Source organism: Bacillus sp. CH_70 (assembly GCF_038007045.1).
GTDB classification, from domain to species: domain Bacteria; phylum Bacillota; class Bacilli; order Bacillales; family Bacillaceae_G; genus Bacillus_A; species Bacillus_A cereus.
The window spans coordinates 1,087,226-1,105,158 of sequence record NZ_JBBOWL010000001.1; the positions used below are offsets into that span (position 1 = coordinate 1,087,226).

A 17,933-nucleotide genomic window follows, 5' to 3' on the forward strand; every position below is an offset into this window, starting at 1 on the left:
TGTTTGCTGTGATAGCGTAGTCTTATATGAAATATGGTTGAAGGTTTGACGCAGATTCAATCTCTTTCATGGGATAATTCTTTTTTGTTAAATTAGGTTGTGAATACTGATTTTTGGAATGATTTTCTTGTTAATCCATTATTTAATCATAATAAATTAGGTAGATATTACACTTTGTTAATTATTAATCCGTATAATTTGATATTATAATTCATTTTGTCGAATTATGTAATAATAACAAGTTAATTGTTGAAAAAAATTCGTAATTGGTATCTTTTTTGAAAATCTTACATTTTTTCAATTGAGTTTTATTCTAAAATTCATTAGATTCGTTATTGTATAAAATTAACCGATGCGAATCAGGGGTGAATGTATGGAAAAGAAGCAAGTTAAGAAGAAATGGTATAGGTACGTAATCCAACTTATCGTAGTTGCATTAATTGTTACTTCCATACCACTGAATGGATTGGCGGAAACAGCACCACCGTTTACACCATCTCCAAATTCAGAACAAAGTCCGGAAGTGGAAAAGAAAGAGGAAATCGAGCTACCGGATCCACATCCAGATCAATTAAAGAAGAACAAAGCTAGAGTGCAGGCGAGTCCGACTGAGATTGTAGAAGAAAGAACAGAGACAGAGAAAGTTTTTGACAATAATGATGGTACGTATACAAAAAGGGTATATACGGAACCAATTCATATTGAAAAGAATGGAAAGTTAGAAGAGGTTTCACCGAAATTAGTAGAAGCACCTAACGCAAAAATTGTAACGGAAAATACAACATTAGAACCAGAATTCGAGAAAACAGCACAAGATGGAAAGTACGTTCAATTCAAAGTAAAAAAACATAATATTCAGTACAAATTAATAAGTGCAAATGGTGAAAAAGGTGAAGTGAAGCCAGCACCGGTCACTGCGACACATGAAAATAATAAAGTATGGTATAAAGGGATCTTCCCAAATATTGATTTAAAGAGCACGACGTTTAACGAAAATGTAAAAGAAGATTTTGTATTACGTGAATATACAGGACATCATATTTTTACATTTGCATTAGAAACAGATTTAACACCGAGCTTACAGGAAGATGGTTCAATCGACTTCCAAAATGAGAAAAAAGAAAAAGTCTTCACATTACCGAAACCGTATATGAATGATTCAAATGTGGATCAACAATCAGGTGAGGCTGTAACGTCAGATGCGGTTCGTTACAATATTGAGAAGACAGCTGAAAAAACATATACATTAACTGTTACTGCAGACCCGCAGTGGTTACAGGCACCAGAGCGGAAATATCCAGTATATGTAGATCCTTCTGTTGAACTAGGTAACTTTGAAAATGCATACGCTGCAAGCGCCTATCCAACTGTCAATTATTCAGGAGGAAAACTGTGGGATTCAGGTCAAAATGCGTATACGTTAAAAGTTGGGTATTATGATGGATCAACTGGAACAAACTTTGCATTTGTTAAACCGAATGTTTCAAATTTAAAAGGTGCAAAGATTGAAGGTGCAACATTCCACGCCTATGCAGCTTGGCATTATTATGGAAATCAACCGAATGGTGTTTGGTTAGATGAAGTAACAGGTGGATGGAATGTTGGTGGAGTGAACTGGAATAATAAACCAGGTTCTAATAACATTGCACAAACTGATGTGGGACGCGGAAAATGGGCCCAGTTCAATGTAACGAATACAGTGAAAGCATGGGTAGATGGCGCGAGACCAAACAACGGTTTTAAGCTACATGCAAATGGAAACGGGCAAAGCCATTGGAAAAAGTTTATTGCAGCTGAAAATGGAGAAAATGCACCGTACTTGGAAGTGAAATATTCATATGCGAAACCGAATATGCCAAAGGTGCAAGCTTATTCAAATGGGAGTGGGAGTGGTTCAGGTCACTTCAATCTACAATGGGATGCAGTTCCAGGAGCAACAGGTTATAATATTGCCATTTTTAATGGATATGATTATGAATATATTCCTGTTGGGAATGTGACAAGCTGGACGACGAAAGATAAAAAAATATTCCCGACGCCAGAAGAGATTGCACAAGGACGATACTGGATACATGATGACGGAAAAGGGGCAGAAGCACCTACTAACCCAGGACAAATATATAAAAATGCTTATCAAGCAGGCGGTCCGTATGGGGATTATAGCGGAAGAAGTAGCTACTGGTTTCGTATTGTAGCAGAGTATCCATTTGGTGAAAGTCCGCTTTCGGATGGAGTCGTTCCATTTATTCCGTTAGAGCAAGTGAAAAAGCCAGATGGTTCAGCTTATATTAATGCGACAGATAAGGAAACGGGATATGTCACATTAAAGTGGGATGCAGTTCCAGCAGCATCAGGTTATAAAGTTTGGGTATATAACGGGAAAGATTATGAGGCTTTCGACGTAGGAGATAAGACAAATTGGACAACACAAAACGAGAAAATTTGGCCAACGAAAGATGAAATAGCGAAAGGCCAATATTTACTTCATCATGATAAAAAAGGAACAGAATTAGCGGTAGATCCATCACCTGTGTATAAGAATTCAGGTGGTCAATATACAGGTTTTAAAAATTATTGGTTCCGCGTAACAGCGTATAGTAAAGTAGGGCATGCTGAAAGTGAAATTTCTCATGAATTTGTACCTAAATTCTCTCAAGACTTTGGATTTATGGGTATGTTTGATTATTGGGCATCTATTCCGGTACTAAATGGTAAAGTGAATGCTACAAATGGTAACTTTATTATGAGTGAGAAAGATATTACGTTATCAGGGCGCGGACCGGATGTATCAGTAGAAAGAACATATAATAGTCAAAGTAAAAAGGTAGGTTTATTTGGTACGGGTTGGTCGAGTGGATTAGAGGAAAGAATTTGGGCCGACGGAAATGGAAACTTACTTTTAATTTCTGCTGACGGTGCGAATATTACTTTTACTAGAACAGGAGATAATACGTACCAAGCCCCTACCGGTGTATATTTGGAAATTAAACAAGTATCAGGCGGGTATGAAATAAAAGATAAAGATCAAACTGTTACTTTCTATAAATCTGGGGATGCACAGGGGCGTATTGAGTATACAAAAGATAAATATGGAAACACGACGACGTATGCGTATGATGGTGAATCTCGTTTATCAAAAGTAAAGAACGCTTCTGGTAAAGAGTTAGTCGTACAATATGATGGGAATAATAAAAAAGCAGCAAGAGTAATCGGCCCAGATAGCAAAACGATTACATTTAAATATGATGGAGATTTACTCGTTTCTTCTACAACACCAGAAGGAAAAGTATATAAATACGGATATGATAATGGATTACTAACATCTATTTATGATCCTCAACATACAGATACCAAACCATATAAAACATCATATGCATACGAGAATAATAGATTAGTAAAAGTAATGGATCCATTAGGAAAAGCTACGACATTAGCATATAATACAGATTCGAAGGAAGTTACATTAACGAATCCTAAAGGACGTAAGACTGTTTATACGTATAACGATGCTGGAAACCCAGTCAAAACAGTTGAAGATTCCGGACGTCTAAATTTAACGACAACGTATGAATATAATGCAAATAACCTAGTAAAAACAACAACTCCTAAAAATCAAACAGAAACAGCGACCTATGATGGTAATGGGAATGTAACTTCTGTTACTGATGAAATGGGAACAGAAAAGTTTGAGTACAATAAAGACAACGGGCTTATAAAAGCGACAGATAATGAAAATCGTGAAACAACTGTTGCTTATAAAGGAGCAAACACAGAAGTATCTGAAACAGACCAAGCAGCAAATACATCATCTTTCATGCAGTATGATCAGTTTGGAAATCCAATTGCGACAACTAGAGAGTTGGGAACAGGAGAAAACCTGATTCAAAATCCAAGCTTTGAAATGAATGGTACGGAAAAATGGGTACCAGTAAATGCGAATAATTCCGGATCTATTACAAAAGATGCAACACCGGCACCAGGTGGTCTGGGCGGAGAATCATCACTTAAAATTTCAACAAAAGCAACGAATAATGATTGGGGCTATATTGCTGCAATTCAAGAAGTAACGTTAGAACCAAATACAACGTATACGTTAAGTGGTATGATGAAAACGGATTTAGCCAATGGTGCTGCTTTCTTCAATGTACAGTTATTAAATGAAAACGGTGCTGGTGTAGATGGTGGATGGCATGATACTCGTCACAATAAAGTTCAAGGAACGAGGGATTGGGTTAATCGTCAAGTTACTTTTAAAACAACAGAACAAACGAGAAAAGTACAAATCTATTTACAAGTAGAAAATGGCGGTTCTGCTACGAGTGGTTCTGTCTGGTTTGATAAGATTCAACTAGAAAAAGGTGAAGTTTCTTCTAGCTTTAACCCAATTGAAAATAGTAGTTTAGAAAATATGGCGGGAAATGGCTGTATGCCAGGTTGGATTCGAGGAGATGGAACAAGTTGTGATCCGAAAGATGTTTCTCAGCAAGAGAGCTTTACGGGACATTCATCTATTGTATTAGAGCGTAGCCAATATGGTGGTTCAGATGTAGGATATGGCAAGCATATCACTATAAATCAGAAAAAAGCAGAACCAATTACGCTAACAGGAATGTCTAAATCAGTAAATGTAGAAAATACTGCACCAGACAAACTCTCTCGAGATTACTCTATTTGGGCGGATGTACATTATCAAGATGGTAGTGGGGAAAATTTCCAAGCGAAATTCCCAAGTGGGACAAATGATTGGAATCGTAGTGCGGTTGTAATCCCTGCCACTAAACCAATTAAACGTATGGAAGTTTATCTGCTCTTTAGAAGAGAGAATAAAGGAAAAGTTTGGTTTGATGATATACGCCTATTAGAAGGAAACGCTCTTATAAAAAATGAGTACGACAACGATGGAAATGTTGTGGCTGCGTATGATGAAGAAGGACAGAAAAACACCTTCACATATGATACATCAGGAAATAAAAAGAGCGAGACAGATGAAAAAGGAAATACCAAACTATATGATTACAATAAAGATAATCTATTAACGAAGGTTACTTTGAAAAATGGTACCTCTGTAAATTATCGTTATGATCATAATGGAAATACAACAGAGAAATCTGTCATGTTTGGCGGGAAGACACAGACACACAAATATGAATATGATGTAGATAATAAAAACACGGTGTATATCGATGCGTTAAACCGTCGTATTGAAAATATGTACGATGAAAATGCAAACAAGATTAAAACAACAATGCCAAACGGCTCTATTTTAGAATCTGTATATGATACAGCAGATCGCGTCGTTGGTGAAAAGCGCAACGGAAAAGATTCATTTACATTCGAACGTGACCAAAATGGACAAGTTACGAAAGTAAAAGACCATGTCAACGGGGGAGAACGCACGAAAACATACGACAAGGCAGACCGTGTCACAAGTACAGCAGATAGCCGTGGCGGGAAAATTGACTGGGCATATCACGACAAAGCAAACAGTAAGACAGAAAAGTTAAAAGAACAAACAGTAACGCAAGGTGGATACACAAATAAAGTATCGTATGACTACAACACGCTAGATCAAAACATTCGTGTGACAGACGGTTCTCAAACGTATCGCTTTGATTATGACGATCAAGGAAATGTTCGTACGTATACAGCCGGAAATGGTTCAGGTTCTACCTTTAACTATGACCATGCGAATAAAATTAAAGATTTAGTAGTAGGTACATCGAGTGGTATTATTCTATCGGAACGATATGAATATGACCAAGCGGGTAACCGTACTACAATTAAACATGAGTCTCCAACAACTGGAAGAATAACGCAGACTCAATATGAATATGATGCGAATAATCAGCTGACGAAAGAAGTGTTCCCATTATTAAGGGGAACAAAAACATACACATATGATGGTTTTGGTAACCGTACATCTGTAACAACAAAGAGATTTAACAAAACGACAACAATTGAAGCGCAATTTAACGAGGGGAATCAGCTTGTTAAATTCGGAGAGGAATATCTGACGTATGATGCGAATGGTAATCGTACATCAGACGGAAAGTACAAGTATACATGGAATGAACATGACCAAATTATAGCTATCACAAAACAAGGTGAGAGTGATGCATTCGCAACGTATAAATATGATGAAAATAATCGCCGCATTGAAAAGAATATAAATGGTCAAGTAACACGTTATTTCTATGATGGAGATAGCATTAATCCGTTATATGAGACAGATGGTAGTGGAAATGTACTTCGTCAATATGTATACTCAACAAGTGGCGCGCGTCTAGCAATGAAGTCAAAAGGACAAACGTTATACTATCACTATAACCCTCGTGGTGATGTCGTTGCGATGACAGATCAAAATAGAGAAGTTGTAGCAACATATGAGTACGATTCGTGGGGTAACGTATTAAAGAGCGACACGAAAGGTATCGCAGCAGATAATCCATTTGGATATGCGGGATACATGTATGATAAAGAAATTGGGATGTATTACTTAATTGCGAGATACTATAATCCAGAGCATGGTGTGTTCTTATCGGTGGATCCTGATCCAGGTGATGAAGATGATCCGGTTACAATGAATGGGTATACGTATGTGGATAATAATCCGGTGATGAAAGTGGATCCAGATGGACATTTCCCTCTACCTTGGTGGGCTGTTTCTGGATTGGTAGGTGGCGCTGTTAACGGAGGTTCATATCTCATAGCTTATTATAAAAAGCACAAAACATTAAAAGGTATAAACAAATGGGAGTTAGCTAAAACCACAGGTCGCGGTGTTATTGGAGGAGTTATTGGTGGAACAGGTGGTAGATTAGCGTACGTTGCTGGATTAGGAAGAAAGAGTAAAGCATTCCTTAGTCTACATACAGGGGTTGCTGGGTATGCAGTAGCAAATTCTAGTAGGGATTATAGTGGAAAAGGTCTAGCAAGAGATCTTGCGTATTCTATGACTGGAAATAAAGGTTATATGGCACTAAATTATGCAACTACTTATCATGAAAACAGTTCTAAGAAAAAAAAGGTCCCAAAGAAAAAAACATCTCAAAAAAATCAAAGTTCAAAAAAAAGAAAAAAATAGTTTGGTTTTAAATAGGATTATGGTTCAAATGTTATCAGTTACAGAAGTAGAAAAATTATTTGCAAGTATACTAGATTGATAGTATGGGGGATTTTTTTCGTATAGTTCAACTTGCTAAAAATTTCAATATATAGAAAGGAGATGCTTAATTATAGTGGATTTTATTGTTGATGTATTTATTTTTGTAATGGGTATTCTTTTTATATGGGGAGGATTTAAAATAGATAAAGAGAGTTATAAAGAAAATCGTACGTTTATGGCACTCTTTAGTTTCACAGGCGCATTTTCAATCCTTCTAACTATAAGTTATTATTTATTTAGAGCCTTTATGATAGGAGTAGGTATTGTATTCTTGTATTTATTATTTACTGGGGGATTTGCGTAAAAAACGTGTAGTCTAGAAAAATATAGTTATGCGAGTATAATGCAGAGAAAGTGCATCCAACAATTCGGATGCACTTTTTATGTGTTTTTCCTCATCAATTCCTGAATCGTTGTTTTGGTTGTAGTGTATACAAATATGATGCGTGGAGGAACATATTAAAAAATGACGCAAAAGGTATCGCAACAGGTAATTCATTTGAATATACGGGATACATGTATGATAAAGAGATTGGAATGAAAATATATTTTGATTTAATGGATAAGGCCCTTTAAAAAATAAAAATAAAGTAGGAGAGATATATGGAAGATATGTTTTTTATGGTATTGTGTTTTTTTATAGCTTGTGGAATTGTAATTTTTGGAATTATAATAGATAAAGAAACTTTTAAAAAGCAGCGTGTTAACTCACTGTTATTTTCTTTATTAACACCATTCCCAATTGTATTGTCTTTCAGTTTTTATTTATTTAAGATATTTTCAATTGGTGTAGGAGCAGCTATATTATATTCGATTTTTTATGATGTATATAGTTATTTTAGATTATAATTTATTATAAGTTAGTGTGTAAGTATTTGAGAGACTCAGAAGAGAATAATTATTGATGATAATATAAGGATTTAAAAAGAAAGAAGAGTTTAAAGAGGCTCTTCTTTCTTTTTGGTTCTTGATTCAATGAATTAAATTTCAAATGAAATCTTACCAAACGAAACAAGTAAATCATACACATATGATGGACTTGGAAACCGTACATCTGTAACAACAAAGAGACTTAACAAAACGACAACAATTGAAGCACAATTTAACGAGGGGAATCAGCTTGTCAAATTCGGAAATGAATCATTAACGTATGATGCGAATGGCAATCGTACATCAGATGGAAAGTACAAGTATACATGGAATGAAGATGACCAACTTGTAGCTATCACAAAGCAAGGTGAGAGCAATGCATTTGTGACTTATAAATACGATGAGAATAATCGTCGTATTGAAAAGAGTGTGAATGGTCAAGTAACACGCTACTTCTATGATGGAGATAGCATTAATCCGTTGTATGAGACAGATGGTAGTGGAACTGTTCTACGTCAATATGTATACTCTACAAGTGGTACACGCTTAGCTATGAAATCAAAAGGGCAAACGCTATACTATCACTACAACCCACGTGGCGATGTAGTTGTGATGACAGACCAAAATAGAGAAGTTGTAGCAACATACGGATATGATGCATGGGGTAACGTATTAAAGAGTGACGCAAAAGGTATCGCAGCAGAAAATCCATTTGGGTATGCGGGATACATGTATGATAAAGAGATTGGTATGTATTATTTGATTGCGAGATACTATAATCCAGACCATGGTGTGTTCTTATCGGTAGATCCAGATCCGGGTGATGAAGATGATCCGGTTACAATGAATGGGTATACGTATGGTGATAATAATCCGGTGATGATGGTGGATCCGGATGGGCATAAAGCATGGAAAAAGAAAGCAAAACGTATTTGGTATGCAACAAAGGCTGGCGCGAAAGCTGGTGGGAAAGCGTGGGTTGATAGTTATCTGAGTATTGGAAAAGGGTTGGCTTTGGGCGCAGGGTATTTTTATGGGTATGCTACAGGTAAACAGAATTATATAAATAAAAATAAGCCGGTCTATAACAAAGCATATGTAAATAAAGCTGCTAGAAAAGCAGGTTTAAAAGTAGGTCTCAAAGCATTTTGGGGCTTTGGATTAATAGAAGATGCTTATGTTTTTGGTTCGGCAGCATACAAAGGGTATAAAAAAGCATATAAAAACTATCGCTAAAATAATAAAAAATTCAGAAAGTGATCTTGGTGAATATGATGATGAATTTTAATAGTGTAGAGAATTTATTTTCGATACTTTTAAAGTATCCAGTACGTATAATTTTAATATGTATTGGAATAGGCTGGATTTTTAAATGTATCAAACAAGGTTACTTATTTTCAGCCGTACTTATGTTAACGATACTTACACTACTTTTTATTGTTACATTTACAAACATATTAGGGTCTGTTTTAAATGGTATTCCTCTTGCTATACAATATGGTGGTGTAGTATTTTTGGTAATACTATCATGTGTTATATTTGATTATGAATCTTCTCGTCAGTAAACTACTCACAACTTATCGTTCTTGCAGACTGTTTTCTATGTATGTGTGTTGGGATAGCCAGTGGGATTTTATAAAAGAAAAGGGGAAGATAATTAGTAAAATGGAGATGGAAATACATTTATTGGTATTTCTGCTGAAAAAGAGACGTTATAGGGTGGTAACGATTTTAGTAGTAAGTCTAATATATAATCATAACAGCCTTTACTCCATATAGGTCGTTCTTGATTAATAAAATTAATTTATTAATCAGAATATCTTTGATAATTATTGGCTGTTGTTTTTGAAAAAGAAAAGTAAATTCAGTGTATCTCAAAATCTAAACAAATAGTTTGATTTTGAGATACACTTTTTTATTTTAAATAAACAGAAAACCTTATTTGTACTGCTGATGCTATGGGAAATAAACTTATACAATTCGGAAACGAATCTTTAACTTATGATGCGAATGGCAATCGTACATCTGATTGAAAATATAAGTATACATGGAACGAAGATGACCAAATTGTAGCGATCACAAAACAAGGTGAAAGCAATGTATTCGTGGGGTAACGCATTAAAGAGTGACGAAAAAGGTATCGCAGCAGATAATCCATTTGGATATGCGGGATACATGTATGATAAAGAAATTGGCATGTATTATCTGATTGCACGTTATTACAATCCAGACCATGGTGTGTCCTTATCGGTGAATCCTGATCCAGTGACGCAAAATGGATATACGTATGCAGAGTAGATCCAGATGGTCATTTAGCGTGGTTTGTTCCAGTAGCTAAGCTTGCTGTAAAGCAGCCATTAAAGTACAAATATAAGAAAACAGTAGCAGGTCAAATCACTGAATATACTTAAATATGCTATAAATTAATCAATTGGTCGTAATGGTATAGGAGTATCATCTAAGGCCATTTTAAATGCCGTTAAAACTGGCGAAAAAGTTATACAAAGTGGTGGTAGAACTAAATCTACTAGTAAACAGGCTGTAGTAGTTTTAAATAAAAAAGGTAAAGTAATTACAACTTTTGCTAAGGGTTCAAAATAAACTGGGAAAGGAGAAGATAAGGTTGTTTAAATTAAATAAAGAGATGCAGATTTTATTGAAACAGACATTAGAATCACAAAATAAACATTTACTATGGTTAAATGTTTATGAAGACTTAAGTATGATAGAAACTGAAAAAATAAATTGAGAGATATTATAGTAGATGAATTAATGGAAAAAGGTTTTGATGAACGAGACAATATAAACGATTTGGGAAGAGCATTAGAAGAGCTAATTGATATCTTAGGAAATTTAATACCCTAGAAAATGTTAAGCTGTATTGCAAAGTTTTTAGCAGATGGAAAGTTACGTTAATTACAGAATGAAAGATTATATAACTTTTAACAATGCGCTTAATACGAGTGTAGCTATGATTAGAGAGTTTTGCATGTGTAGAATAACTCCAAAAATATAAGGATATATTCTGAGGGCGTATGATTATATAGTATATTTATTGATTCGAATCTTTAAAAGGAGGGGAAACATGGGGAAAATAATAGGGATTATTCTGATTATAGGTGGTATGATTCCATTAATTTATGCAATGATACAAATCTATCGGCAATGGAAAGAAAAAGGACCTTCTTTTGCTCTTAAATCAATAATTTTCCTAGCCGTAAGCATTTTGCTAGATACTGCAACAACTATTATATTGTGTATGGTAACAGTATTCATTGGTATTTGTTTAATCATCTACACATAATAAGTTCAAGAAGGCTAATTTATCGATTGTTACTAATTGGAGGGATTGGATGAACTTCATTTTACATGGATCTGAACATACAGTTTTAGCTTCTGTTTTTGACTCATTTCAAGGTAAGGAAAAAGAATTTAATTGGCTTATAACAGATTTGGAGATTGCCACAATTCAGGAAGAGAGAGTTATACGAGATTATCCTGAAATGTCTCATCCAATAGTTTGGATAGCAGGTGAAGATTTCTCAGATCTCGTAAAGAAATATAATCCTCAATTTATTTGGGGCGTACTATCTGCTTTTGATAAGTCTATAAATATTGATATTAATAACTTGCTTGTAGAACCCTATGCAAATGGAAACGAAGAACTCTGGGTACCAAGTCCAAAGATTCAGCATCCCCAAGCAACACTTGAGATTGTTTGTTGGGATTCGTATGTAACGCTTTTTTTTAGTAAAGATGAGGACATCGATGATAAATTTCAAGACTATTTCAAGTCCGCTAAAAAATTGGATTGTTAAATAGGTCGTCCTTGAGTAATAAAATGAATGTATGAATAATAATCTCTTTGATGATTATTGGAATATTAGCTAGTATTTTTGAAAAAGTAACTTGTAAAATTTCGGAGTGAATTGTTAACTTTTGATGCGATAGGAAATCGTAAATAAATTTATGAAGGAGAATTTAGAGTTGATAGAGTTTTTGGGATTTATTATGATTTTGGTTTTGAATATTTTAGTAGCATCTATTATTCTTTTGCAAGATTACTATGTGGGTAGTATAAAACTATTTTATTATCAGAAAATCGGTGCTATGTTTGTAATTATACGTTCGTTGTTGAGTATATGGATTACCTATTCTATGATAGCCACACTATTGGGGACATTAAAAATTTTAGCAGTTCAATCAGTTATATTACTTTGCCTTTGGGGGCTTATGCAGTGTGTAAAGAAGTACGGAGGAAAGTGGTATATTACAATGATTGCACTTATTATTTATGGTCTTAGCTGTTATTTTCATATTATGTATGCGAAAACTGTATAGATAATGAGAGGGTATTTGTAGACCTAGTTACATGATAGTAAGAATCTTTAATGAAAATTATAATAAAATGATGTCAAAAGGGAGACTAAAAGTGCTTATAGAATTTTTAGAATTCATTTCTATCTTGGCTTTAGTAGTTGTATTAACATTAACTGTTATGTTGCAAGATATATTTTTATAAATATAAATAAACAATATACTGAAACACGTATTGGGGCGATTATTTTTTGTATTCGGATGTTGTTCGGGACATGGGTAGTATTTGTTACGGAAACTACTATATTTGCTGTCTCAAAAGTGACTGCAATTCAATTAATTATTTTACTTCTTTTTTGGGCATGTTCGAAGTATGTACAAAAAACTCGTGAAAATTGGCTAATTACTATAGTTGCTTTTGTTATTTATGGTGTTGGTACATACATGTATATTCAGTTTGCTTTTAGAGGCTATTAATATATCACCAGAAAAGTTAGTGGTTAGAAAGATGCATTTGTTAAATGTGTATATGAAGGAAGAGCGAATATAGGCTCTTTTTTCTTTATATATAGGATAGGACATGTATCTAATCCTCGTGGGACAAATCAAAATAGAGAGCGGAAGGAATTATATGAACAAAAAAGAATTAAAATTAAAGCTACTGCAAGGTCTAGGTGAAGAGTTAAAAGAAGACGGTTATAAGATTAGGATTACACAACAAGACCTGGTGAAAAAATTTGATAAAGGAAAAATCGGTATACATTTAGCCTTTATCAATCACCCAGAAGATTTTGATGTGACGGTGGATGTGGGAATTCGTTTTGATGAATTAGAAAATATGAAAAATCAATGGGCTGACGGTTTAACAATTAGAGAGAAAAAGGAGACCTATACAATTGGAGTTGATTTAGGGAATTTAGTCTATAGAGAGCAAAAAAGATGGCGTGTTGAAAAGGAAGAAGATATTTTACCTGTTACTATGGATATTTTAAAAGAAGTTAAGGAATACTTCATTCCATATATTGATAAGTATGTAGATATGGAAAATGTATTTGATTTATGTGTAAGAGATGATGATGAGGCTGGATTAATAGGGACAATATTTGATGGGACGCGAGCACAAAATGCTATTGGATTAGCCTTGTTATTAAATAAAGAAGAGATATTAGAACAAATCATTGAGAAAAAGAAAGAGTATTTAAAGACGAGGGATAAATTTGAATTGGAGTTATTTGAAAACTTTCTTTCTAATATGAATCTAGGATAGACAAATTTAGTTACTCATTTTGAGGATTATAGTAGATTTGAGTGCTAATATAGTATTGAAGATTTTTCTGCTATTTAATATTTAGAGGTCCTAAATATTTTTAGTTGTGGGGATGTACCTACAATAAGTTTTATAGCAACATTGTGTAGATTAAAGCGGTTCTCTTTTACAGAAAGTAATGTTGTAGATGATGATTTTAGTGTCTGTAAAGGGATAGAATTCGGTAACTTTACGGATAAGAGGCATTATTCGCATAAAAATAAGAGTTTTAATGGTATATAGGAGGTTATTATAATGAAATTCCCAAAAGATGAAGATGGACAAGTGTTAAATATGTTATACAAGCAAGGGATAGATTTTAATAAAAAACATATAGTAGATTTCTTTATTGCAATTCCTGATCAAGGTAATGGAGAAAAAATAATTGGCAGACTACAAGCGCTGGGCTTAAATGGTGAATTAGATTATAATGAAGAATTTGAAGATTGGACATGTACTTGTTCTAAAGAAATGTTCTTAATTTATGAGGATATCGTAGAGATGTAAAAGGAATTGAATAAACTGGGTGAAGAGTTTGGTGGATATACAGATGGTTGGGGTGCATTTGTATAATGTTGAATTTATTTATCGTGATAAAATAAATTAGACGGAGTAAAGAAACTATTTATGGAAAGAAGGGCTTATATAAGTTCTTCTTTCTTTGTATATATTAAGATATCTTAGTGGTAGAAAGGTATATAATATGTGGGCGGGGGCTACCGGTAAAAGCCCGATTGGTAAGGACTAATTAAAGTTTCACTTTATATAGGTTTTGAGAGAGTAAGATATAAGATATATTGTTTGTAGTGGAGATCTTGAATGAAGGGAGCGTGTGATAATTGGCAATGACGGATGAACAATTCGAGAATTATCTTGTTATGTGTTATGACAAATTAGAAAGTAAACAGCAAAAATTCATTTCGGATTATAATATCTATAACTTTGATGAGTATTGGTATGATCAAGATCGATGTATATTACAGGTTAAAAAAAATGGTCAAGTGTTACTTGAATTTAGTGTTGTTTTTATAGGGTCTTGGTCTGGAAAGAGTAACAGTTGGATGTGGTCTTGGGCTAATGAGAATGTGGCTGATTATGCAAGAAGTAAGTCTAACTGTTTGAAATATTTACAAAACATTACAGGAAGTGAGGTTTTTATAAATCCACTTTTTGAATGCGATCAAGAAATGGCGTATGAGCTAGCAGCCTTTTCTATTGAATATTTAGATGCAGAAGGAATGTATATGGCACCAGGTGAGAGAAGTGATGTATTTATGGCTGTTATGTCACCGCGTGCATTGTGAGTAGAGGATATTAAAAATATAGATAAGGTAGAATGAAAAAGGAGTACAGTTTAATAAATTAATAAAAGGTATTATAGTGACCGAATACCATGGTGATAAATGTAAGGGGGATTATATTGCTTGAAGTAAAGTTTTACGATTGGAAAAAAAAACGTCCTAAAAAACATTATTTGCTTGTACATGAAATTAGAATTTTTGAGCTAATTTTCTCAAAGAAAGTTAGCGAGTTTGAGATGGGATTAAGAGAGATTGAAAAAGTAACTGTCTTTTGTTTAGCTAACGAAAACACTGATATTTCATATGAAGTGAATAGAGCTTCGGGTGAAATTCGTATATATGTTCCATATGATTTTATGGACTTTTTAGCATTAAATTTAGTTGAAGAGAAATACAAAGAGTTTTGCAAATTAGTACGCCAATATGTTGTCCCTGGACTTGAAGAAAACTCTACTCTTTCATCATCTGTTGTTAAAGGGTATATAGAGGAATCTTTAGATGAAATTGTGAAGCAAAACTATGAAGGAATATTTTTAGTTGGAAAGACACCTAAGAAAAGTCCAAGCCGTAAGAAGATAGCGATATTAAAAGGAATTCATCGTGTTAAAGGTTTCCAGCTACGATGTGAAGTGTATGATGAAAAGGGATTAAAGATTCGAGATCAACTATTGGTGGAAGAGGTAGGTAACGAAATGGTATATTCTAGATTCTTAGGGACATTAAAATGGGAAAGTGAAAATCTAATAGTAGTTCAATCTAAATCCAGTAGTTGGAAAGAAGAAATCTATCTTTAATAACAAGGTTGTATAGTAGAAGGAGGGTTGTAGAGCATAAATGAATTTTTTTCGAAAAAATAAATTAAGTGACATTCAGAAAAAATACTATGAACATTTTGGAGAGCCTAGTCAGATTCTTGAATATACCTGGGGTGAAAGAGGAGCTAAAAGAGTAGAATTAGATAATACCGCTCTAAAAAAAGGAATGCTATACGTTTTAGAATTCCCGAAAAATGAAGATAGGCCAGTATGGACATATGTGACATTAGGGATGTCAGCTGAATATATGACCAATGGTGCTAAAGGAGAATTAATTTGGTTAAATGCAAATCAAAATGAGGAAATGATTGATTTGCTTGCTGGATTAGCACATTATCCATTTATAGATGAGACCTCGTTTGATTATGGGGATACAATTTCTAATGCGGATGCTGAATCTGATTTTTCAATGAATGTGCTTTTAGTAAGCCCGGCAGTTATTGAGGCAGGAGAGTCTCCAGAGCTAATGGAGTTTTTTGAAGAAAAGGAGCTTGATTTATTTTGGTTATTACCTATTCATCAAGCAGAAAAAGAGTATATGATGGAACAAGGAGATGGAGATATTAGTGCGCTCTTTGACCTTTGGCTGGAAAAAGAGATTGATACAGAAACTTTCTGTGATCCACATCGTTTATCTACGGTTTGATAAAAATATTTTAAATAATAATTGTGAGTAAGCATCAAACTTATTAATATTAAGGAAGTTTGATGCTTATTTTTTATGTTTAGAATAAACGAGAGGTTTTTGATATATATGAAAGATATTGTATGTAAAGAATTAATAAGTCTTAAGTCTATTGTTGAAGCCTATCAATTTAAAAAAATGAGTTTGGATTATAAACAAAATGTAATTTTGCTAGTAAAAGACAATCAGAATCGACCTTTTATTATTGATTTAGATAAAAATAATGTGAATATAAATATTTTTAATTTAAATGTAGATATTGATGTCGAATCAGTGTTATGTATGCAACGAATCGGCGAGAAATGGTTACTGATATTTCACTATGAAGATGATAATGCGGTTATTTATAATGCGGATGGGAGTGAATATGTTAAGTTTTATATTGGAGAAGGGGTTCAAGATTGTCAGGTTGATGTGAACGAAGATATATGGGTTAGTTATTGTGATGAAGGAATTTTTGGAGAGTCTCCAATTGGAGCAAATGGTATAGTTGCTTTTGATTCTACAGGTCAATTGATTTTTGATAGCTATGATCAATATGTAGAACAATATAATATACCGTATATAGATGATTGTTATGCAATGAATGTTATAGATGGAGATGTTTGGCTCTATTATTATTCAGAATTTCCTTTAGTTCAAATGAAAGATAAAAAAATTCATATGTCGTGGAATGAAATACATGTAACTAGGAAAATATGGTCGAAAAGTTTTGCGGTTGCTCAAGGTAAAGTAGTATTCATTACTCAAGATAAAAAATTGGTTGTTTATGATTTAAACAATAATCAAGTGTACGATAGTAATCTTTGTAATGAACTAGGGGAGCAGGTTCAATTTGTTAATTATTATAGCCGCGGATCGGTTATGTATTTTCAAACGGATGATACGCTTTATTATGTTAATTTACTGAATGTATGAGGTGATAAATGTGAATGAACGTTTAAAGAAAATTGCAATGTTAAGAGAAAAGGTCGAGGAAAAGGCTACTAGAGAAAAGTTTTTGATGTTATGTCCGTCTATAAAAGAATTTGAGATTATTAGCGGGAAGAAAATTGCTTCATTAGTAAACTTTTTAATTGATGAAACACCGAATCCTATCAAAGTTATGAGTGAATTAAATGCTGAACAAGTTATCAATGAAATAAAAGAATTTGAACGTGAATTAACTAGTTTATTGTCTAAGAAGATTATTGTATGGTATGCACATGAAAATTGGGACTTTGGTGTGCAATTAGAATTAGAAGATTTCATGTTATATACAAAAGAAGTATTACATTTCATTGGATATGACGATGCTCAAAGAGGATTAATTTATTCTAGCCTTATTGTAGTAGATGAAGCAATGAGAAGTGCTTTTTCTTTTCTAAAGAATGAGTATAATGTCGAGATAGTACTATGGAAAGAAAGCTGAGTGTATTAGAGTGTTTTAAAACAAATTGGATGAATGGTTGAATTTATTATTAGAAGAAGTGGT

12 protein-coding genes and 4 pseudogenes are annotated in these 17,933 nt (G+C 33.6%); all 16 read left to right on the plus strand.

Features of this window, described 5'->3' with window-relative positions:
- Positions 1–373: 373 nt before the first annotated feature.
- Positions 374–7,084 carry a DNRLRE domain-containing protein gene (locus tag N2V79_RS05510; RefSeq protein ID WP_340719654.1) on the plus strand — a complete coding sequence of 2,237 codons (6,711 nt, stop codon included), beginning with the start codon at positions 374–376 and terminating at the stop codon, positions 7,082–7,084.
- A 154-nt stretch (positions 7,085–7,238) separates the two neighbouring features.
- On the plus strand, positions 7,239–7,469 hold the full coding sequence (locus tag N2V79_RS05515) for a hypothetical protein (protein WP_242806133.1): 231 nt from the start codon (positions 7,239–7,241) through the stop codon (positions 7,467–7,469).
- A gap of 299 nt (positions 7,470–7,768) precedes the next feature.
- Entirely contained in the window at positions 7,769–8,014 is a 246-nt protein-coding gene (locus N2V79_RS05520) for a protoheme IX farnesyltransferase (protein WP_197242069.1), read from the plus strand.
- A gap of 141 nt (positions 8,015–8,155) precedes the next feature.
- Positions 8,156–9,271: pseudogene (locus N2V79_RS05525) on the plus strand (RHS repeat domain-containing protein); the annotation flags it as partial.
- Positions 9,272–9,996: 725 nt separating this feature from the next.
- Positions 9,997–10,330: pseudogene (locus N2V79_RS05530) on the plus strand (RHS repeat-associated core domain-containing protein); the annotation flags it as partial.
- Between the two features lie 790 nt (positions 10,331–11,120).
- Entirely contained in the window at positions 11,121–11,339 is a 219-nt protein-coding gene (locus tag N2V79_RS05540; RefSeq protein WP_043936595.1) for a hypothetical protein, read from the plus strand.
- 49 nt (positions 11,340–11,388) lie between these two features.
- Positions 11,389–11,853 (plus strand): hypothetical protein, encoded by a 465-nt coding sequence (locus N2V79_RS05545; RefSeq protein WP_064532969.1) that lies wholly within the window; start codon positions 11,389–11,391, stop codon positions 11,851–11,853.
- Positions 11,854–12,022: 169 nt separating this feature from the next.
- Entirely contained in the window at positions 12,023–12,376 is a 354-nt protein-coding gene (locus N2V79_RS05550; protein WP_016082543.1) for a hypothetical protein, read from the plus strand.
- 91 nt (positions 12,377–12,467) lie between these two features.
- A pseudogene (locus tag N2V79_RS05555) lies at positions 12,468–12,829 on the plus strand (hypothetical protein).
- A gap of 154 nt (positions 12,830–12,983) precedes the next feature.
- Positions 12,984–13,619, plus strand: coding sequence for a hypothetical protein (locus tag N2V79_RS05560; RefSeq protein ID WP_064532853.1), 636 nt, complete (start codon positions 12,984–12,986; stop codon positions 13,617–13,619).
- 294 nt (positions 13,620–13,913) lie between these two features.
- Positions 13,914–14,231: pseudogene (locus tag N2V79_RS05565) on the plus strand (ribonuclease E inhibitor RraB).
- Between the two features lie 266 nt (positions 14,232–14,497).
- Positions 14,498–14,962 (plus strand): DUF6882 domain-containing protein, encoded by a 465-nt coding sequence (locus tag N2V79_RS05570; RefSeq protein ID WP_064532855.1) that lies wholly within the window; start codon positions 14,498–14,500, stop codon positions 14,960–14,962.
- 116 nt (positions 14,963–15,078) lie between these two features.
- The gene (locus N2V79_RS05575; protein ID WP_064532857.1) at positions 15,079–15,753 is read left to right on the plus strand and encodes a hypothetical protein; all 675 of its coding nucleotides are present in this window, start codon (positions 15,079–15,081) and stop codon (positions 15,751–15,753) included.
- Between the two features lie 40 nt (positions 15,754–15,793).
- On the plus strand, positions 15,794–16,420 hold the full coding sequence (locus N2V79_RS05580; protein ID WP_001008993.1) for a suppressor of fused domain protein: 627 nt from the start codon (positions 15,794–15,796) through the stop codon (positions 16,418–16,420).
- A 108-nt stretch (positions 16,421–16,528) separates the two neighbouring features.
- Entirely contained in the window at positions 16,529–17,377 is an 849-nt protein-coding gene (locus N2V79_RS05585) for a hypothetical protein (protein ID WP_000652087.1), read from the plus strand.
- Positions 17,378–17,387: 10 nt separating this feature from the next.
- A complete protein-coding gene (locus N2V79_RS05590; protein ID WP_001005736.1) occupies positions 17,388–17,870 on the plus strand; it encodes a hypothetical protein in 483 nt (160 codons plus the stop codon).
- Positions 17,871–17,933 lie beyond the last annotated feature (63 nt).